The 17,188-nt window shown below is 72.7% G+C and carries 19 protein-coding genes; 12 read left to right on the top strand and 7 right to left on the bottom strand.

From position 1 onward, the window contains the following. Positions 1–3 precede the first annotated feature (3 nt). Positions 4–1,203 (top strand): saccharopine dehydrogenase family protein, encoded by a 1,200-nt coding sequence (locus tag BSL84_RS28285; protein ID WP_075971439.1) that lies wholly within the window; start codon positions 4–6, stop codon positions 1,201–1,203. 78 nt (positions 1,204–1,281) lie between these two features. Here the strand turns inward: BSL84_RS28285 and BSL84_RS28280 are convergent, their stop codons facing one another. Beyond that, positions 1,282–1,959 carry an endonuclease V gene (locus tag BSL84_RS28280; protein ID WP_075971438.1) on the bottom strand — a complete coding sequence of 226 codons (678 nt, stop codon included), beginning with the start codon at positions 1,957–1,959 and terminating at the stop codon, positions 1,282–1,284. 25 nt (positions 1,960–1,984) lie between these two features. On the opposite strand from BSL84_RS28280, the gene BSL84_RS28275 reads away from it, so the two are divergent. After that, positions 1,985–2,284 carry a YciI family protein gene (locus BSL84_RS28275; protein ID WP_075971437.1) on the top strand — a complete coding sequence of 100 codons (300 nt, stop codon included), beginning with the start codon at positions 1,985–1,987 and terminating at the stop codon, positions 2,282–2,284. A 10-nt stretch (positions 2,285–2,294) separates the two neighbouring features. Here the strand turns inward: BSL84_RS28275 and BSL84_RS28270 are convergent, their stop codons facing one another. Together BSL84_RS28270 and BSL84_RS28265 are read right to left on the bottom strand one after the other, a co-directional pair. Further along, positions 2,295–2,699 (bottom strand): SgcJ/EcaC family oxidoreductase, encoded by a 405-nt coding sequence (locus tag BSL84_RS28270; RefSeq protein WP_075972275.1) that lies wholly within the window; start codon positions 2,697–2,699, stop codon positions 2,295–2,297. A gap of 252 nt (positions 2,700–2,951) precedes the next feature. Then, complete coding sequence (locus BSL84_RS28265; protein WP_324616555.1) at positions 2,952–4,082, bottom strand: oxidoreductase; 1,131 nt, start codon at positions 4,080–4,082, stop codon at positions 2,952–2,954. 327 nt (positions 4,083–4,409) lie between these two features. On the opposite strand from BSL84_RS28265, the gene BSL84_RS28260 reads away from it, so the two are divergent. The 7 genes from BSL84_RS28260 (at position 4,410) to BSL84_RS28230 (ending at position 10,686) form a co-directional block, all read left to right on the top strand. Further along, positions 4,410–4,826, top strand: a complete 417-nt coding sequence (locus BSL84_RS28260) for an SsgA family sporulation/cell division regulator (RefSeq protein WP_030027748.1) — start codon at positions 4,410–4,412, stop codon at positions 4,824–4,826. Between the two features lie 271 nt (positions 4,827–5,097). Then, positions 5,098–6,738 carry an ABC-F family ATP-binding cassette domain-containing protein gene (locus BSL84_RS28255; RefSeq protein WP_030027750.1) on the top strand — a complete coding sequence of 547 codons (1,641 nt, stop codon included), beginning with the start codon at positions 5,098–5,100 and terminating at the stop codon, positions 6,736–6,738. 275 nt (positions 6,739–7,013) lie between these two features. Further along, positions 7,014–7,985, top strand: coding sequence for an acyl-ACP desaturase (locus BSL84_RS28250; RefSeq protein ID WP_030027752.1), 972 nt, complete (start codon positions 7,014–7,016; stop codon positions 7,983–7,985). Between the two features lie 77 nt (positions 7,986–8,062). Next, positions 8,063–8,365 carry a hypothetical protein gene (locus BSL84_RS28245; RefSeq protein WP_037661439.1) on the top strand — a complete coding sequence of 101 codons (303 nt, stop codon included), beginning with the start codon at positions 8,063–8,065 and terminating at the stop codon, positions 8,363–8,365. After that, the gene (locus BSL84_RS28240; protein ID WP_075971436.1) at positions 8,358–9,491 is read left to right on the top strand and encodes a hypothetical protein; all 1,134 of its coding nucleotides are present in this window, start codon (positions 8,358–8,360) and stop codon (positions 9,489–9,491) included. Before BSL84_RS28245 ends, BSL84_RS28240 begins: the two co-directional genes overlap by 8 nt. Beyond that, positions 9,488–10,108: a hypothetical protein gene (locus BSL84_RS28235; RefSeq protein WP_075971435.1), complete on the top strand. Its 621-nt coding sequence runs from the start codon at positions 9,488–9,490 to the stop codon at positions 10,106–10,108. The genes BSL84_RS28240 and BSL84_RS28235 overlap by 4 nt, the downstream gene beginning before the upstream one ends. Before the next feature lie 161 nt (positions 10,109–10,269). Continuing rightward, positions 10,270–10,686: a hypothetical protein gene (locus BSL84_RS28230; protein WP_159393572.1), complete on the top strand. Its 417-nt coding sequence runs from the start codon at positions 10,270–10,272 to the stop codon at positions 10,684–10,686. 1 nt (position 10,687) lies between these two features. On the opposite strand, the gene BSL84_RS28225 is transcribed toward BSL84_RS28230, so the two are convergent. Together BSL84_RS28225 and ligD are read right to left on the bottom strand one after the other, a co-directional pair. After that, entirely contained in the window at positions 10,688–10,939 is a 252-nt protein-coding gene (locus BSL84_RS28225; protein WP_030027759.1) for a WhiB family transcriptional regulator, read from the bottom strand. 100 nt (positions 10,940–11,039) lie between these two features. After that, a complete protein-coding gene (gene ligD / locus BSL84_RS28220; protein ID WP_030027761.1) occupies positions 11,040–12,059 on the bottom strand; it encodes a non-homologous end-joining DNA ligase in 1,020 nt (339 codons plus the stop codon). Between the two features lie 75 nt (positions 12,060–12,134). Between ligD and BSL84_RS28215 the strand changes: the two genes are divergently transcribed. Beyond that, positions 12,135–13,208 carry an ATP-dependent DNA ligase gene (locus tag BSL84_RS28215; RefSeq protein WP_030027762.1) on the top strand — a complete coding sequence of 358 codons (1,074 nt, stop codon included), beginning with the start codon at positions 12,135–12,137 and terminating at the stop codon, positions 13,206–13,208. A gap of 18 nt (positions 13,209–13,226) precedes the next feature. Here the strand turns inward: BSL84_RS28215 and BSL84_RS28210 are convergent, their stop codons facing one another. Further along, positions 13,227–14,651: an NAD(P)/FAD-dependent oxidoreductase gene (locus BSL84_RS28210; RefSeq protein WP_075971433.1), complete on the bottom strand. Its 1,425-nt coding sequence runs from the start codon at positions 14,649–14,651 to the stop codon at positions 13,227–13,229. 205 nt (positions 14,652–14,856) lie between these two features. Beyond that, entirely contained in the window at positions 14,857–15,867 is a 1,011-nt protein-coding gene (locus BSL84_RS28205) for an NAD(P)/FAD-dependent oxidoreductase (RefSeq protein ID WP_075971432.1), read from the bottom strand. Positions 15,868–15,932: 65 nt separating this feature from the next. Here BSL84_RS28205 and BSL84_RS28200 point away from each other — a divergent pair, with 65 nt between their 5' ends. Next, positions 15,933–16,550: a helix-turn-helix domain-containing protein gene (locus BSL84_RS28200; protein ID WP_030030662.1), complete on the top strand. Its 618-nt coding sequence runs from the start codon at positions 15,933–15,935 to the stop codon at positions 16,548–16,550. After that, the gene (locus BSL84_RS28195) at positions 16,547–17,095 is read left to right on the top strand and encodes a nucleotide triphosphate diphosphatase NUDT15 (protein WP_078849060.1); all 549 of its coding nucleotides are present in this window, start codon (positions 16,547–16,549) and stop codon (positions 17,093–17,095) included. Before BSL84_RS28200 ends, BSL84_RS28195 begins: the two co-directional genes overlap by 4 nt. Positions 17,096–17,188 lie beyond the last annotated feature (93 nt).

Below are 17,188 nucleotides of genomic sequence, written 5' to 3'. Positions count from 1 at the left end.
CGCATGAACGCAGGGGTCCCGCAGGACCGTCCGGAACGCGCCTACGACGTCGTCCTCTTCGGCGCCACCGGGTTCGTCGGCGCGCTGACGGCCGAGTACCTCGCCGAGCACGCGCCCGCCGGCTGCCGCTGGGCCCTCGCCGGCCGGGACCTCGCGAAGCTGGAGCGGCTGCGCGAGCGGCTGGCCGCGATCGACCCCGCGTGCGCGACGCTGCCGCTGCTGCGGGCGGACGCCCAGGACGCGGCGGCCGTCCGCGAACTGGCGTCGGCCACCCGGGTGCTGGCGACGACCGTGGGCCCCTACGTCTGGTACGGGGCCGAGCTCGTCGCCGCCTGCGCCGAGGCGGGCACCGACTACGTCGACCTCACCGGCGAGCCGGAGTTCGTGGACCGGATGTTCGTGGAGCACGACGCGCGGGCCCGCGAGACCGGGGCCCGGCTGGTGCACGCCTGCGGCTTCGACTCCATCCCGGCCGACCTCGGCGCGTACTTCACGGTCCGGCAGCTGCCGGAGGGGGTGCCGCTGGCCGTCGACGGGTTCATGCGGTCCAACGCGTTCTTCTCCGGCGGCACCCTGGCCTCGGCGCTGACCGCGCTGGGCCGCGGCCCCCAGACCCTGGCAGCCGGTCGCGCCCGCCGACTGCACGAGCCCCGACTGTTGAAGCGGCGGGCCCGCGGGCCGCTCGGCGCACCGCGGTTCAGCCGCGAGACGGGCACGTGGGCGCTGCCGCTGCCCTCCCTGGACCCGCGGATCGTGACCCGGTCGGCGGCCGCGCTGGAGCGCTACGGCCCGGACTTCCGCTACCGGCACTACGCCTCGGTCAAGCATCTGCCCGTCGCGTTGGGCGGTGCGGCGGCGGTGGGCGCGACGGCGGCCCTGGCCCAGGTGCCTCCGGCCAGGCGGTGGCTGATGAACCGCTGGGAGCCGGGCCGGGGGCCGGACGCCGAGCGGCGTGCGCGCAGCTGGTTCACGGTGCGGTTCGTGGGCGAGGGCGGCGGCCGGCGCGTGCTCACCGAGGTGTCGGGCGGTGATCCCGGCTACGGGGAGACCGCGAAGATGCTGGCGGAGTCGGCGCTCTGCCTGGCGCATGACGCCCTGCCGGAGTCCGCCGGGCAGGTGACGACGGCGGTGGCGATGGGCGACGCCCTGATTTACCGCCTGCAGAAGGCGGGGATCACCTTCAGGGTGGCCGACGCCCGCTGATGGCCGTGGCCGACGCCCGCCGGCGGACCCCGCCGGCGCACAGCCCGGCACGGATCCGCCCGGCACGGATCCGACCGCTCAGGAGGCCTTGCGCAGCGCCCTGCGGCACAGGGAGTCGGCGTGGCGGGTGGTCTCCGGGATCCGGAAGCGGGGGCTCAGCGCCAGGACGTGCGCGCAGGCGTTGTCGAGCGACACCTTGTGCCCGACGGACACGTACACGGGCTTGGTCCGGTCCTGCGTCCGCAGCGCCCGTCCGACCTCGGCCCCGTCGGCGGCGAGCAGCGCGGTCGCGTCACCCCGCCGGGTGCCCGGCTCCTCGTAGGAGAAGGTGAACGGGTTCTTCGCGACGCCGATGGAGGGGAGGCCGGTGACCACGCCGAGGTGGCAGGCGAGGCCGAAGCCGCGGGGGTGGGCGAGGCCGTAGCCGTCGCAGACCACCAGGCCCGGCGGGACGGTCAGGGCGTCGAGGGCGGCCAGCACGGTCGGCAGCTCGCGGAAGGCGAGCAGGCCGGGGACGTAGGGGAAGCTGACGCGGCCGACGGCGGTGGCCTCCTCGACGACCGCCAGGGTGGCGGCGTCGAGCACCACGGCCGCGGCGGCCACCAGGTCGCGGGTGTCGTCGTAGGCGACGTCGACTCCCGTCACGAACCCCTGCCCGGGCGGGGGTCCGTGCTCGGTGAGCACGACACGGTGGCGTAGTTCGTCCTGTATCGCCCGGGCCTCGGCCTCGTCGGCGGGGGTCTTCACACTCGTCATGGTGAGCGAGAGTAGCCTTCGGATCATGTTCGTCATGGAGCTCACCTACACCGCGCCCGTCGAAGCCGTCGAGGACCTGATGGACGCCCACATCGCCTGGCTGGACGGCTACTACGCCTCAGGCGTCTTCCTCGCGTCGGGACGCAAGGTCCCCCGCGACGGCGGTCTCATCCTGGCGGCGGGGGTGTCCCGGGCCGAGGCCGAGAGGATCGCGGCCGAGGACCCCTTCGCGGTCGCGGGCGTCTGCGAGTACCGCATCACCGAGTTCATCGCGTGGAGGACGTCGGCGGACCTGGCGGCGTTCCGGGAGAACCCGGTCGTGTAGTGGTGCTTCGTTACGCGGTGACGACCCCCGTGTTCTGGCAGGCGGTCAGCAGCCAGCGCCCGTCGGCCTGCTTCGAGATCACGTACAGCGGCGCGCCCTCACTCTCCTCGCCCGAGGCCAGGTACCGCTGACGGACCTTGACCGCCGCGACGTCGGGGCGGATGAAGAGCACATGGACCACCTCGTAGGTGACCTTGCCGTCCCAGTCCGCCGAGGGGAGGACCTCGCGGGTGAACTCCGCGATCGCGTCGAGGCCGATGAGGACCTTGCCGTGGGCCGTCGTCCAGATCGCGTCCGGGTGGAAGAGGGCGAGGAACTCCTCGGCGTCCTTGTTCTGCTGGGAGTGCCCGACGGTGGCGACGAGCCGGCTGATCGCTTCGATGTCCGCCGCGCGGGATGCGGGTTCCGTGGTCATGCGCATCAGCGTCACACCTCAAGTGCCGTTGAGGTCAACCTGGTTGTCGCACGCACTGTGGGGAGCACCGGACATCCGGCACGAGCGGCCCCGCGCGTCCGGCCCTGGGCTCGCGCTGCGTGGTCCTGCGCGCCCGGCTCGCGGGCCGGCGCCCGGAACCGGTCGGCCTTCGCGGTCACGGCACGGGCCGGTGCCGTGACCGCGGCGGCTCTGCGGCCAGCAGTGGCGTTTCTCCGCCGTGCGGGCCGCCGGTCAGCGGCGTTCCAGCCGTGCCACCCGGCCCTTCTCCCCCGCCGCCCAGCATCCCCGGTCGGCGGCGCAGTCGACCGTGTCGAAGGAACCGGCGTCCAGCGGCCGCCAGTTGCGGCCCCCGTCCGTGGTCACGTCCGTGCCCGTGGGCCCGACCGCGAGCGCGGTCCCCCGGCTGTACGGGTACCAGGCCGCGCCGGACCGGTAGGCCGGCGGCGGTGTCGCCGCCTGGCGCCAGCTGCGGCCCCCGTCCGAGGACACCGCGGCGGCCTGCGGGGAGGCCTCCCCGGTGCGGTAGTCGCCGCCCACGGCGAGGCCGCTCGTACGGTCCCGGAAGGCGAGGGCGAAGACCCCTCGCGCGGGGTCGCCCGCCGGGACGGTGGACTCGGCGACCCGCCAGGTCCGGCCGCGGTCGGCGGAGTGCAGGACCCGCGCGCTCGCCCCGCCGCCGGTGGCCAGCCAGACGTCGCGCGGGCCGGAGCTGACCAGGCACTGGCCGCTCGCCGCGAAGCCCGCCTCGCCCGGCAGCGCCTCGGGCATGCCCGCGCTGGGCAGCACCCGCCAGTGGCGCCCGCCGTCGTCCGTGGACAGGATGCGGAACTTCCCGTCCACCGGATCGCTCATGGCCAGGCCGTGCCGTGAGTCGAAGAACGTGAGGCAGTCGTAGAAGGCACGCGGGTCGGGGTTGCGGAAGGTCTCGGTCCAGGTGGCGCCGCCGTCTTCGGTGCGCAGCACCCGGGAGGCCTCGCCCTCGCCGATGGACAGGGCCACGGCTCGTCGCGCGTCGAACGCCTCGATGTCGCGCAGTTCCAGCTCCTCCGCGAGCGCGCCGGGCGGGGAGACGTCCTGCCAGCTGCGGCCGCCGTCGAGGGTACGCAGGACGGTGCCCTTGGAGCCGGCCACCCAGGCGGTGCTGCGGCTGACGGCGGACAGCCCCCGGAAGCGGGCGGTCCTCCCGGTCTCCTTGAGGGCCCAGCCCGCGGCCCGTAAGTGGTGCCCCTGGCCGGGCCCTTGCTCCGCGCCGGGGTCCGCAGGGGCCTGCGCGCCGGGGTCCGTGGCGGCGTTTGCACCAAGGCCCGGGGCGGCCTGTGCGGGGCCGGCGAGCAGCCCGAGCGCCAGAGCTGCCACGGACATGCCAATTCCAACATCCAGAAGCCTCATGGCGCCGGAAGCTAACGCACCCCGGATCCGCCGTCCAGAGGGCCTCCGACCATGTGTTGCGCCGGTGGAGTGAGCGACAACCGGCCCTTCTGCGACGCCTCGCACCCCGCCCGGAACACCCGCCCACCTTCGGGCACTTCCACCCTCCCGTCACTCTGTGCGATCACACAGGCGGGTTCCGGCCAGTCGGTGACACAGCTCACTCAAACGCCCATGCACGGATTTGCCGATTCCGGCGTCTATCGGGTTGCCGGGCCCACCCCACAGTCCGGCAGCAGATCCGCCGCAAGGGAGTGAGCCTTGATCACTGTCATCGAGCAGGCCGCGCAGGCCCGTCTGGTCGCCACCGCGCCGAAGGTCGAGAGCGTTCCCGTCACTCTCTGCTACGACCGGGCGGATCCGTTCGCCGTGCGCATGGCCTTCCCGGCGCCGGCCACCCTGGAGGGCGTCGAGGTCTCGTGGACGTTCTCCCGCGAACTGCTGGAGGCCGGGCTGGACCGCCCGTCCGGGTGCGGTGACGTGCGCGTCCGGCCGTACGACGGAGACCGGACCACGATCGAGTTCCACGCGGTGGAGGGGGTCGCGATCGTGCTGATGCTGACGGCCGAGCTGCACCGCTTCCTGGAGCGGGCGGCGGCCGTCGTCCCGCCCGGCCTGGAGCACCTCTACCTCGACATGGACCACAGCCTCGCCGAGCTGATGCGCGACACCTGCTGATCCCGGCCGCCCGCCGTAAATCGTTTGCGGGCGGCCGGCGCCGCCCGTAGCTTCGATGGCGACCCACTGCCGTCGAACGGAGCAGGACGTTGCTCTTCTGAGGTCCGAGACACCGACCCGGGCGACCACCGCGAAACCCGCGCACTCGCCGAGCCCGCGACCGTCAACACCGCCGTGATCCCGCGATCCCGCGGCACCGTCACGGTCGCCTGTACGAGCGTCGGCTGTCTCCCCGCGTTGCACGCACCACTCACGCAACCTGGAGGCCTCCATGAGTCACGCCCCTGCTTTCATCACCTGCTCCGCCCTGTCCTTCGACTGGCCCGACGGCACTCCCGTGTTTGACGGGTTCCACCTCGCCGTCGGCCCCGGCCGCACCGGCCTGATCGGACTCAACGGAAGTGGCAAGTCCACCCTGCTGAAGCTGATCGCCGGCGAACTGAAGCCGTCCGAGGGCCAGTCGTCCGTCGCCGGCTCGGTCGGCTACCTCCCCCAGACGGTCACCCTCGACACCGCGCTGCGCGTGGACGAGGCACTCGGCATCCGCACCGCCCGCGCCGCCCTCCACGCCATCGAGGCGGGTGAGGCCACCGAGGCGAACTTCGCCGCGGTGGGCGACGACTGGGACGTGGAGGAGCGGGCCCTGGCCACGCTCGACGAACTCGGTCTCGCCCGGATCGGCCTGGACCGGACCGTCGGCGAGCTCTCGGGCGGCGAGTCCGTCCTGCTGCGCCTGGCCGCGCTGCTGCTGGCCCGGCCCGACGTCCTGTTGCTGGACGAGCCCACCAACAACCTCGACCTGCGCGCCCGGGGCCGCCTCTACGCGGCCGTCGAGTCCTGGTCCGGGGTGATGCTCCTGGTCAGCCACGACCGGGAGCTGCTGGAACGGGTCGACCAGATCGCCGATCTGCGCGACGGCGAAGTCCGCTGGTACGGAGGGAACTTCAGCGACTACGAGGACATGCTGGCCGCCGAGCAGGAGGCGGCCGGACGGATGGTCCGGGTCGCGGAGGCCGACGTGCAGCGGCAGAAGCGCGAACTGGCGGACGCCCAGGTCAAACTGGCCCGGCGCAAGCGGTACGGCCAGAAGATGTTCGAGAACAAGCGCGAGCCGAAGATCGTGATGGGCGCGCGCAAGCGTGCGGCGCAGGAATCGGCCGGCAAGCACCGGATCATGCACACCGAGAAGCTGGCCCAGGCGAAGGAGCGGCTGGACCAGGCGGTGGAGGCGGTCCGCGACGACGCCGAGATCCGCATCCAGCTGCCCGCCACCATGGTCCCGCCCGGGCGGCGCGTGCTGACGCTCAGCGATCTGCGCCTGCCCCACGGAGCCGCCGTACCGGGCGAGTGGGAGCTGCGGGGCCCGGAGCGGATCGCGCTGGTGGGCCGCAACGGCTCGGGCAAGACGACCCTGCTCCGGACGATCGCGGGGCAGCTCGCCCCCGAGGCGGGGACGGCGGTGACCCACGTGGCCACGCGCTTCCTGCCGCAGCGGCTGGACGTGCTGGACGAGGACAGCTCGGTGGTGGAGAACGTGGCGCGGTTCGCCCCGCAGGCCACGAACAACCTGATCCGGGCCCGCCTCGCGCACTTCCTCTTCCGGGGCGGGAGGGCGGACCGGCCCGCCGGCACCCTGTCGGGCGGCGAGCGCTTCCGGGCGGCGCTGGCGGCACTGCTGCTGGCGGAGCCCGCCCCGCAGCTCCTCATGCTGGACGAGCCGACGAACAACCTCGACCTGTCGAGCGTGCGGCAGCTGACGGACGCGCTGGAGTCCTACCAGGGCGCGCTGGTGGTGGCCAGCCACGACGTGCCGTTCCTGGAGTCGATCGGGATCACGCGCTGGCTGCTGCTGGACGGCGACCTCCGGCCGACCACGGCCGAGGAGGTCCGGCAGTCGCTGTGGCACGCCTGACCGCCTGACGGCGTTCGCAGAACCGCCCCGGCGGGCGTCGCCGCCGGGGCTGGCTCTCGCCCGCGCTCCGCCGTCAAGGCGAGAGCGGCGGAACCACCTGGCGGCGTGATTTTGACCTTTCGCTGCCCGTTTTGAGCCCTCCCAAACAGCATAGATAACTGGATGTAACCGGACATACCTATACCCGGGGCTTGGCTGGCCTTGATGTCGCGCTTAACCTACGACTCCGTAGGCTACGGAACCGTAGGTAATTCGCTTTGCACCCAGGAGTACCCGTGACGATCACCTCTCCCCACCTCGGCAGCTCGGAGGCGTGGACCGACGCCAAGCTGCTGTACGCGCTGGAAGAGGTGGTCGAGAAGGAGCTCAACCGCCACCTGAAGGTCACCAAGGACTGGATGCCCCACGAGTACGTCCCGTGGAGCGACGGCCGGAACTTCCCGGGCTTCTTCGAGGACGGCGAGGCCTGGGACCCGCAGCAGTCCAAGGTCACCGACATCGGCAAGATCGCGCTGGTCGTGAACCTGCTGACCGAGGACAACCTCCCCAGCTACCACCACGAGATCGCGACGCTCTTCGGCCGCAACGGCGCATGGGGCACCTGGGTGCACCGCTGGACGGCCGAGGAGGGCCGCCACGGCATCGTGATGCGCGACTACCTGCTGGCCTCGCGCGCCGTGGACCCGGACAAGCTGGAAGCGTTCCGGATGCAGCACATGTCGGAGGGCTTCGAGTCCGACAACCGCCACTCGATGCTGCACTCGGTGGCCTACGTGGCCTTCCAGGAGCTCGCCACGCGTATCTCGCACCGCAACACCGGCCACCAGTCCGGTGACCCGGTCTGCGACCGCATGCTGGCGCGCATCGCGCAGGACGAGAACCTGCACATGATCTTCTACCGCAACCTGCTGGGCGCTGCCTTCGAGCTCGCCCCGGACCTGACCATGCAGGCCGTGCGGGACGTCGTCGTCAACTTCCGGATGCCCGGACACGGCATGCCCGGCTTCGAGCGGATGGCCGCGCAGATGGCCATCGGCGGTGTCTACAACCTGCGGATCCACCACGACGACGTACTGGCGCCGGTGCTGCGCTTCCTCAAGGTCATGGACATCGCCGGCCTCGGACCGGAGGGGCAGAAGGCCCAGGACGAGCTCGGGCTGTTCATGAACGGCCTGGACTCGGAGGCCAAGAAGTTCGACGAGAAGCTGGCCGCCCGCGCGGCCCGCCTGGCGGCCCGCAAGGGCTGACCTGACCGGATTTGGCCCGCTCGGGCGGGTGACGCCGATTGCCCTGGTGGAGCACTGCTCTGCCAGGGTTTCGCGTCATGACGTCACTGCAGGTGGACATCGACCAGCTGACCCGCTTGACCCGTGCCCTGGACTCCTCGCTGAGTTCCCTGCGGGAGGCCCGGCGGGCACTGGACCACGTACGCGCCGACCAGCTGGGCACGGCCGACCTCGACGCGGCGTGCGACGGCTTCCAGGAGCGGTGGGCCTACGGGACGCGGGAGCTGGCCGACCGGGTCAAGACCGTACGGGAGGGCGTGGACCGCAGCGCCGCGCAGTACGCCGAGCTGGAGGCCGCCGTCCGCGCGGCCTTCCTCCGGGCGGCGGCCGCCCATGGCTGAGCACGCGGCGCTGGGCTTCGACCCGGCCCCCGGCAACCCCGCCACGGTACTGGCGCTGACCAGGAAGCTCGGCGCGTCGGCGAAGTCCCTCGGCGAGGCCTCCCGGGTGGTGACGGACCTCGTCTCCCACAGCTCGTCCTGGCAGGGCGAGGCGGCGACCGCCTTCCGCGCCTCCCTCTCCAAGGATCTCCCCCGGTACCTGGCCTCGGCCCACACCTCCCTGGCGGAGGCCGCGCGCCGCCTCACGGGGTGGCACGACACGCTGGTCACCCACCGCGAGCTGTCCGCCCGCTACGAGGCGCAGGCCGCGGCGGCGAAGACGGAGGAGGCCCTGGCCGACGTCCGCCGCCTGGCCCGCGAACTGGCCTCCGAGCACGCGGCGGCGGCTCGCCGCGTCTCCGCCACGCTGAACGCGGCGACGGACAAGCTGGCCCCCAAGGAACCGGGCCTCCTGTCCTCGATCTGGCACAAGATCACCGAAGACCCGGCCGACGCCCTCTCGAACGCGTCGGCCATCCTGGGCGCGATCGGCGCCGGCGTGGCCCTGTTCTTCCCGCCGGCGGGCCTCGCGATCATGCTGGTGGGCAGCGGCCTGTCCCTGGCCGCGCTGGCCATGCACGTCTCGGACGCGAAGTTCCGCAAGTCCCTGACGGACGGCTTCACGAAGGGCCAGTTCGACGCGGACTTCTGGAAGAGCAGCGTCACCCTCCTGGGAGACACCGCCGGCTCCGTACCCGGCGTGGCCGCGATCGCCTCCGGCGCCAAGGCGGGCACGGCGGCCGCCCGCGCGGCCATGGCCGCCGCCCCGGAGGCCAGCGCCCTGTCGGGGCTCGCCCCGGGAACCACCGCCTTCCGGCAGGCGGCCTGGTCCACCTCCGACGACCTACGGCAGGTCGAGAGCCCGCTCACGGGATGGGCACTGCGGTCGTCGAGTCAGGACACCCGCGACCGGGTGGGGGTAGCGGTAGCCGGCACGGGGGCGCTGACCGGCGTACTCGATTACGCGCCGGACAACGAAGCGCTGGAACACAGCTGCACATCGGTAGACGGCGCCCGCGGTGTGCTCGACGACGCCCCCACAGCCGTCAGAAAGTCCCACCATGTCTGGTCGGGGCTGAGGCCGTGACACCCTTCAGCTCCCTACCGCCGGTCTGGTTCCGACTGCCCACCGGCTTTTACGACATCGACCCCGGCGACAGGGATGCACTGCACGCGTTCGCCGAGGCCATGGGTAGCTCCGACGCCCAACGGGAACTGACCCGACTTATCGATGGCCTCGAAGAACTCGCCGATCGCGATGTCGTGCACACGGCAATCGGGCTGCACCCAGAAGAACCGGTCGGCGTCGCGACGTCCTTGTTCGCTCTGACCCTTCGGCCTGTCCAGCAGCCCAACCCTCGCCTCACGGTGGCACATGCGGCGCTGGCCATCGCACGCTCGCCACACTGGACCAGCTCGACCCGTCGGTTCATCGATCTCCCGTCGGGGCTCCCCTGCTCCCTGGTTGCCGGGACGATTTCCGTGCCGAACGTGGAGCACCGTCTGTTTCAGGCCAGAGTCGCGACTGTGCATCCCGAAGGGCTGCACTTACTCGTCCTCGATCTGGTCAGTGCTTCTCTCAAACACGCTGACGCGTACACGGACATCCTCGAAGCCGTCGCGCACACCACCCTCTTCTCCGACCCCGAGGCCGCTACGGCGACGGCAGCCGGAACCTCACGCATCCTGGACGTGCTCCTATGAGCCTCACGCTGACCAAGGTGGCCTGGAACCACCCTCCGACGCCAGTCGGCTACAAGCGGTTGGCCGTCCGACGTCTCAAGTGGGTGCTCAGCCTCAGTGGCCCTCCACTGATCGCCCTGGCCTGTATCGACACGGTTCCCTATGCAGGCACAGTGCTCGCAATGATCACCGTGCTCGTCGCTCCCTACCTGCCCTGGGTGGTCATCGCGTTCATCAGGCGCCACCGCGTCAGAGCCGTACTGCGGGCATACCCCTGGTGCGAGTGGCCGTGCCGGTACCCGCGCCGCCCGCCCGGGAGCCCCGCGACCCTCGTGATCCCCTTTCGGGAGGACTTCACCGCCACGCTGCGGATCCTCCCCTTCCCCGTCGCGCTCGCGCAGTTGGAGAACGACCACCCGGACCGGATCTGGTTCGCGGGGGATCCGCGCTTCGGTGGGGTCGTGTCGCCCGTCGGGGGGCATTACCCCGTGCGGGTCGTGCCCCACACGCCGCGGCGTGAGGAGTGTGGGGGCGAGGGGTACGACCTCGCGCGGCGGGTGGGGCTGGTCCGTGCCAGCGGGAAGGCGACGCGGACCTGACTCAGCGGCGGGTGGGGCGCAGCGCAAGGCGCTCCGCCTCCGAGAGGCCGCCCCACACCCCGAAACGCTCGTCGTTGGCGAGGGCGTACTCCAGGCACGCCGCCCGCCCCTCGCACGCCCCGCACAGCCGCTTCGCATCGCGCAGTGAGGAGCCCGGCTCCGGGAAGAAGAAGCCCGGGCCGGTCTGCGCGCACAGGGCGAGTTCGTACCAGGCGGCGGTGTCGGTGGCTGCGGCAGAGGTGTTGATAGACATGCCGCAGATACTGGTCAGGGCGGATGGACGTCCGCTATACGACTGATCAACACGGCGTACGCAGCCGCTCCCCGAGCATCGCATCCCCCACTGACAGAGGTCAGTCCTCCTGCTTGGCCCGGCTGGGCTGGACGCGTTTCGGTTCGCCCGGCATCTTCGGGTAGTCCGGCGGGTACGGCATGTCGCCCAGGCCGTGGTCGTGCTCCTGGCGGTCCGCGAGTTCCAGTACGGAGTCCAGGGTGAAGGCGTGGTCGTCCATGTCCGCGTGCACGTCGCCCAGTTCCGCGAAGCGGGCCGGCATCGTGACGATGTCGAAGTCGCGCGGCTCGGCGTCGTCCACCTCGTCCCAGCGCAGGGGTGCGGAGACCGGGGCGTGGGGGCGGGGGCGGACCGAGTAGGCGGAGGCGATCGTGCGGTCGCGGGCCGTCTGGTTGTAGTCGACGAAGATCCGCTCGCCGCGCTCCTCCTTCCACCAGGCCGTCGTGACCTTGCCCGGCATCCGGTGCTCCAGTTCCCGGCCGAGGGCGATGGCGCAGCGGCGGACCTCGGTGAAGGTCCAGCGCGGCTCGATCGGGACGAAGACGTGCAGTCCACGGCCGCCCGAGGTCTTGGGCCAGCCTCGCAGGCCCAGTTCCTCCAGCAGGGCGCGCAGTTGGTGGGCGGCGGCCACCGCGTGGTGGTAGTCGGTTCCCGGCTGCGGGTCCAGGTCGATGCGCAGCTCGTCGGGCCGGTCGGTGTCCCCGCGGCGGACCGGCCAGGGGTGGAAGGTGAGGCAGCCCAGGTTGGCCGCCCACAGGACTGCGGCCGGCTCGGTCGGGCAGATCTCGTCGGCCGTACGCCCGCTGGGGAAGGCGATGTGGGCGGTCGGGATCCAGTCGGGGAGGTTCTTGGGGGCCCGTTTCTGGAAGAAGGACTCGCCCTCCACCCCTTCGGGGTAGCGCTCCAGGGTCGTCGGCCGGTCGCGGAGGGCGCGGAGGATGCCGTCCGCGACCGCCAGGTAGTACTCGGCGACGTGCCGCTTGGTGAGGCCCCGTTCCGGGAAGTAGACCTTGTCCGGACTGGACAGCCGTACCGTCCGCCCGGCCGCCTCCAGCTCGATCGCATTGCCAGCAGCACCCATGTGCGCCACGGTAGGCGGGTCGGACCGCGGGCGCATACCGGGCGGGCCCGGACGTACCACCGCAGAATCGAAGGCATGGATCTGCCAGTGATGCCGCCGGTGAAACCGATGCTCGCCAAGTCAGTGGCGAAGATCCCGCCCGGCATGCAGTACGAGGCCAAGTGGGACGGCTTCCGGGCGGTCGTGCATCGCGACGGCGACGAGGTCGAGATCGGCAGCCGCACGGGTAAGTCCCTGACCCGGTATTTCCCCGAGCTGGTGGAGGCCTTGAAGGCGAACCTGCCCGGCCGGTGCGTCGTGGACGGCGAGATCGTGATCGTCCACGAGGGGCGTCTGGACTTCGACCGGCTGACCGAGCGGATCCATCCCGCGCAGTCGCGTGTCACCCTCCTGGCGGAGACCACGCCCGCCAGCTTCGTCGCCTTCGACCTGCTCGCCCTGGACGACGAGTCACTCCTCCAGACCCCGCTCGCCGACCGCCGTACCGCCCTGGTCGCATCCCTGTCCACCGCTCGTCCCCCCGTCCATCTCGCGCCCGCGACCACCGACCCCGCGCTCGCGCAGGAGTGGTTCGAGCGGTTCGAGGGCGCCGGGCTCGACGGGGTGATCGCCAAACCGCTCGATCTTCCCTACCGGCCCGATGCCCGTCTCATGTACAAGATCAAGCACGAACGTACCGCGGACGTCGTCGTCGCCGGTTTCCGTTTCCACAAGAGCGGTCCGATTGTCGGATCGCTCCTCTTGGGCCTTCACGACGCGCACGGCACGCTCCAGCACGTGGGCGTCTGCGCCGCCTTCCCCATGAAGCGGCGCGCCGAGATGGTGGACGAGCTCCAACCCCTGCGGATGCCGGACCCGACCGGGCACCCGTGGGCCGCCTGGGCCGAGGAGTCCGCGCACGAGAGCGCCCGGCTTCCCGGCGCGCAGAGCCGCTGGACCGGCAAGAAGGACCTCTCGTGGGTGCCGCTGCGCCCGGAGCGGGTCATCGAGGTCGCCTACGACCACATGGAGGGGGACCGGTTCCGCCACACCGCCCAGTTCCGGCGCTGGCGGCCCGACCGGACCCCCGAGAGCTGTACGTACGCGCAGTTGGAGGAGGTCGTGGGCTACGACCTCGCCGAGGTGCTGGGCCGGCCCCCGGCCGGCTGAGGCCGGGCCGCAGGCCCGTCAGCCCGCCGTCAGCTTCTCCCACTCCTCCCGGTCCGGTCCCACCTCGTTCGGCGCGTAGTCCGGCCGCGCCGCCAGCCAGCGCGCGACCCGGGCCCGGACCTCCGGGTCCGCGTACGCCCGCTCCGGGGTCTCCGCCAGGTGCCGGACCCGTGCCCGCGCCCGCATCACCTCGGGGTCCTCAAGCGCGCAGTCGAAGAGCGCGGCCACGTCACGGGCCGTCCCCGTGCGCCCCGCCCGTGTCGCGAAGCGCTCGCCGATGGCCGCGTCGGCGACCACCTGGAAGTCGAACCACGGCTTCAGGGTCCGCACCGCCCAAGCGTGGTGCTCCGCGGCGTACCGGTCCGACCCCGGCTCCCGGTGCGCCGTACGGGCCACCCGGCGCGCCGCCCACAGGGCGAGCGACGTGCCCTGCCCGAGGGTCGGGTTGGTGTGCGTGATCGAGTCCCCGACCGGCACCAGCCCCGTCACCACCGGTCCCCGCTCGTCCACGAGCGCGCTCCAGCGGTTGTCCAGGCCGGCCGTGGCCAGTACGCCCGACAGCGGCTCGGCGCCCAGCGCCAGCCAGGCCTCACCGGGCGGGAAGGCACGTGCCGCCCGCTCGAAGACCGCCGGGGCGCGCAGCGCGGAGCGCGTGGGGTCCGCGGTGTGCACGAACAGCGTCACGGCGAAGGCCCGGTTGTCGGCCGGGAAGACGGCGCACCCCGCGAAGGCGCCGCCGGTCACGGCCCAGGGCCGCCGCGGACCCTCGTCCATGCCCGCGGGCAGCCGGTACCAGCGGCAGAAGTACGCGAGGCCCGTGCGGTGCCGCTCCACCACGGGCGGCCGGCACCCGACCGCGCCGAGCCTGCGCTCGATGCCCCCGCGGCGGCCGCCCGCGTCCACGACCAGGTCCCCCTCGTACCGGCCCGCGTCCGTGGTCACGCCGGTCACCCGGATTCCGGCGCCGACGCCGACGCCGGAGCCGCCGCCGTCCGCGGCCTGCGGCGCGGTGGTGAGCCCCGTGACCGGCTCTCCGTGGCGGACGACGACTCCCGGCTCCGCGCGCAGCGCCGTGGCCAGCGCGCTCTCCAGTAGGATGCGCCGCGCCTGCAGCATGACGAGGTCCTCGTCGCCGGGCAGCTCGGGGGGCCGTACCTCGAACCAGTCCAGCTCGTGCCGCTCTCGGGCGCCGAGCCTGAGCATCTCCTCGTAGACGTCGGGCAGTTCGTCGCGCAGGAGGTTTCGGGCGGCTCCCAGCAGCGCGTGCGGCTGGACCGCCTGCGGTACGGTCGGCCGCCGCCAGCCGAAGAAGTCCCGGTCCAGCGCGGTGCCGGGGGCGCGCGTGTCGCGCTCGAAGAGCTCCGCCGTGTGCCCTCGCCGCGCCGCGAGGAGGGCGGTGGCGAGGCCGCCGATGCCTCCGCCGATGACCAGCACATGTGCCATGGAGCGTCCCCCCGAACCGTTGCACCCGCCGGCCCCGTTGGGCCGTACGACGATCACACCGCTCAGAGCCTGCACGTACCGGGAGGAACCGAAACCCGCACACATGTCCGGCGTGCCACCAGCGGACCGCGGACCGCATCGGCACCACCGCCGCCCGCCACCCGCCCGCCCACGCACGTCCACGCGGTCGGTCCGGGTCGGCCCGTCAGCCGTGGACCGTGCCGGCGGCCGAGCCCGCCGCCGCCGCCGCGCCCGCGCGGTGGGCCTCCAGTGCCCGCCGCGTCTCCGCCTCGATCAGGTCGGCGTTGATCGCCGCACCGGCCTGCGCGCCCTGGGCGGCCGCCCCGGACACCTTCTCCAGCGGCGCGGTCACGTTGCCCGCCACCCAGACCCCGCGGAGCGCGGTGGCCCCGGTGGCGGGGTCGGATTCGACGCTGCGGCCGATCACGTGCCCGTCCCGCACCATGTCCGTGGCCGGCAGGCCGAGGCTGGTCAGTACCCCCGAACGGGCCGTGAACCGCGGGGCCACCACCAGGGCCCGGCACTCCACCGCCGCCCCGCCGGCCAGGGTGACCCCGGTCAGCCGGTCGTCCGCGACGACCAGGCCGGTCACCTCGCCCTCGACGACCCGGATCCCGAGTGCCACAGCCAGCTCCCGGTCCTCCGCTCCCAGCCGCCAGGTGTGCGCCAGCAGCGTGGTGTGCGCGCTCCAGTGCCGCCACATCTGCGCCTGGTGCACGGCCGGCGGCCCGTCGGCCAGCACCGCGACCGGCTCGTCCCTGACCTCCCAGCCGTGGCAGTACGGGCAGTGCAGCACGTCCTTCCCCCAGCGCGCCCGGAGCCCCGGCACCGCCGGCAGCTCGTCCACCAGGCCGGTGGCGACCAGCAGCCGCCGGCCCCGCACCGCCGAGCCGTCCCCGCAGCGCACCAGGAAACCCCCGTCGGACAGCCGGTCAGCGGCGACGGCGGTGCCCGGCCGGATCCGCCCGCCGTAGCCCTCCACCTCCGCCCGCCCCCTGGCCGACAGCGCGGCCGGGCTCTCCCCGTCCATGCCGAGGTATCCGTGCATGTGGGCGGCCGGCGCGTTGCGCGGGCTGCCGGAGTCGATCACCAGTACCGAACGGCGGGCCCGGACCAGGGTGAGCGCCCCGGCGAGTCCGGCCGCGCCCCCGCCGACGACGACCACGTCGAAGGATTCTTCCGTTGCGTTGTCCATGTCTGCGAGGGTCTGCCCGATGCCGCCATTTGACAAATGTTGTTGCCGAAGCAGCAAATGGAGGCATGGCTGCCGACCATCAGGACGAAGAACTCTCCGACGTGCTCACCGCCGTGGGCCCACGGCTGCGGGCCCTGCGCCGTCAGCGCGGCACCACCCTGGCCCAGCTCAGCGAGACCACCGGGATCTCGCTCTCGACCCTCTCCCGGCTGGAGTCCGGACAGCGCAAGCCGACGCTGGAGCTCCTGCTGCCGCTGGCCAAGGCGCACCGGGTGGCGCTGGACGAGCTGGTCGGCGCCCCGGAGACGGGCGACCCCCGCATCCGGCCGCGGCCCTTCGTCCGGCACGGCCACACCTACATACCGCTGACCCGCAATTTCGGCGGGGTCCACGCCTTCAAGCACATCCTCCCGCCGGTCCAGGGGTCCCCGCCCGTACCCGAGTTGAAGGTCCACGAGGGGTACGAGTGGCTGTACGTGCTGTCCGGGCGTGTCCGGCTGCTGCTCGGGGAGCACGACCTCGTGCTCGAAGCGGGAGAGGCCGCCGAGTTCGACACGCGTACGCCGCACGCCTTCTTCAACGCCGGTCCGCAGCCTGCGGAGTTCCTCAGCCTCTTCGGCCCCCAGGGCGAGCGGATCCATGTCCGCGCCCGTCCCGCCACTCCTCCGGAAGGACGTTCATGACCACCCCGGGCGATCGCACCGAACACCCCGAGCACCCCGACCCCCTGCGCCCCCCGCACCCCGAACGCGAACGTCCCGAACGGGCCGTCCCCCGGCCGAACGCCGTCGTCGGCGTCGGCCTCGTCGTCATCGGCGACGACGGCCGGGTACTGCTCGGCCAGGCGCACGACGGCCGTTGGGAGCTGCCCGGCGGGAAGGTCGACCCCAAAGAGGGCTTCGAGCAGGCCGCCGCGCGGGAACTCGCCGAGGAGACGGGCCTGCGCGCGGCCCCCGAGGACGTGCGCGTCCTGTCCGTCCAGATCGAGGCGGAGTCCGACCTGACCCGGCTGACGGCGGCCGCCGTCACCACCGCGGCCGAGGGTGTCCCCACCGTCACCGAACCCCACAAGATCACCCGCTGGGAGTGGTTCACGCCCGCCGAGATCCCCTCGGCGCTGTACGCCCCCTCGGCGGCGGTGCTCCGCGCATGGCGCCCGGACCTCACGGAACTCCCGCACGTCCCCTCGTACGACTACCCCACGACAGGCCGTGCTGCGAGCGCCTGACCACTCGGGACGGCTCCAAAATGCCCCCTGCTGGTAAAATCGGACGTTCTGACCTCTTCGGCCCCGCCGCCGCCCTCACCACGCGGCGCAGGA

It is taken from the genome of Streptomyces sp. TN58, assembly GCF_001941845.1.
In the GTDB taxonomy this organism is placed as follows: Bacteria; Actinomycetota; Actinomycetes; order Streptomycetales; family Streptomycetaceae; genus Streptomyces.
The sequence above is the reverse complement of the archived record's forward strand: the minus strand, read 5'-3'. Positions and strand labels throughout refer to the sequence as shown.

Bases quoted from the DNA above. Each gene is read 5' to 3' on its own strand.
- BSL84_RS28230 (WP_159393572.1), top strand. From the start codon at position 10,270: ATGATCACCGTGCTCGTCGCTCCCTACCTGCCCTGGGTGGTCATCGCG.
- BSL84_RS28275 (WP_075971437.1), top strand. From the start codon at position 1,985: ATGTTCGTCATGGAGCTCACCTACACCGCGCCCGTCGAAGCCGTCGAG.
- BSL84_RS28215 (WP_030027762.1), top strand. From the start codon at position 12,135: ATGGATCTGCCAGTGATGCCGCCGGTGAAACCGATGCTCGCCAAGTCA.
- BSL84_RS28205 (WP_075971432.1), bottom strand. From the start codon at position 15,867: ATGGACAACGCAACGGAAGAATCCTTCGACGTGGTCGTCGTCGGCGGG.
- BSL84_RS28200 (WP_030030662.1), top strand. From the start codon at position 15,933: ATGGCTGCCGACCATCAGGACGAAGAACTCTCCGACGTGCTCACCGCC.
- BSL84_RS28225 (WP_030027759.1), bottom strand. From the start codon at position 10,939: ATGTCTATCAACACCTCTGCCGCAGCCACCGACACCGCCGCCTGGTAC.
- BSL84_RS28280 (WP_075971438.1), bottom strand. From the start codon at position 1,959: ATGACGAGTGTGAAGACCCCCGCCGACGAGGCCGAGGCCCGGGCGATA.
- BSL84_RS28270 (WP_075972275.1), bottom strand. From the start codon at position 2,699: ATGACCACGGAACCCGCATCCCGCGCGGCGGACATCGAAGCGATCAGC.
- BSL84_RS28265 (WP_324616555.1), bottom strand. From the start codon at position 4,082: ATGTCCGTGGCAGCTCTGGCGCTCGGGCTGCTCGCCGGCCCCGCACAG.
- ligD (WP_030027761.1), bottom strand. From the start codon at position 12,059: ATGGGTGCTGCTGGCAATGCGATCGAGCTGGAGGCGGCCGGGCGGACG.
- BSL84_RS28255 (WP_030027750.1), top strand. From the start codon at position 5,098: ATGAGTCACGCCCCTGCTTTCATCACCTGCTCCGCCCTGTCCTTCGAC.
- BSL84_RS28245 (WP_037661439.1), top strand. From the start codon at position 8,063: ATGACGTCACTGCAGGTGGACATCGACCAGCTGACCCGCTTGACCCGT.
- BSL84_RS28240 (WP_075971436.1), top strand. From the start codon at position 8,358: ATGGCTGAGCACGCGGCGCTGGGCTTCGACCCGGCCCCCGGCAACCCC.
- BSL84_RS28210 (WP_075971433.1), bottom strand. From the start codon at position 14,651: ATGGCACATGTGCTGGTCATCGGCGGAGGCATCGGCGGCCTCGCCACC.
- BSL84_RS28285 (WP_075971439.1), top strand. From the start codon at position 4: ATGAACGCAGGGGTCCCGCAGGACCGTCCGGAACGCGCCTACGACGTC.
- BSL84_RS28195 (WP_078849060.1), top strand. From the start codon at position 16,547: ATGACCACCCCGGGCGATCGCACCGAACACCCCGAGCACCCCGACCCC.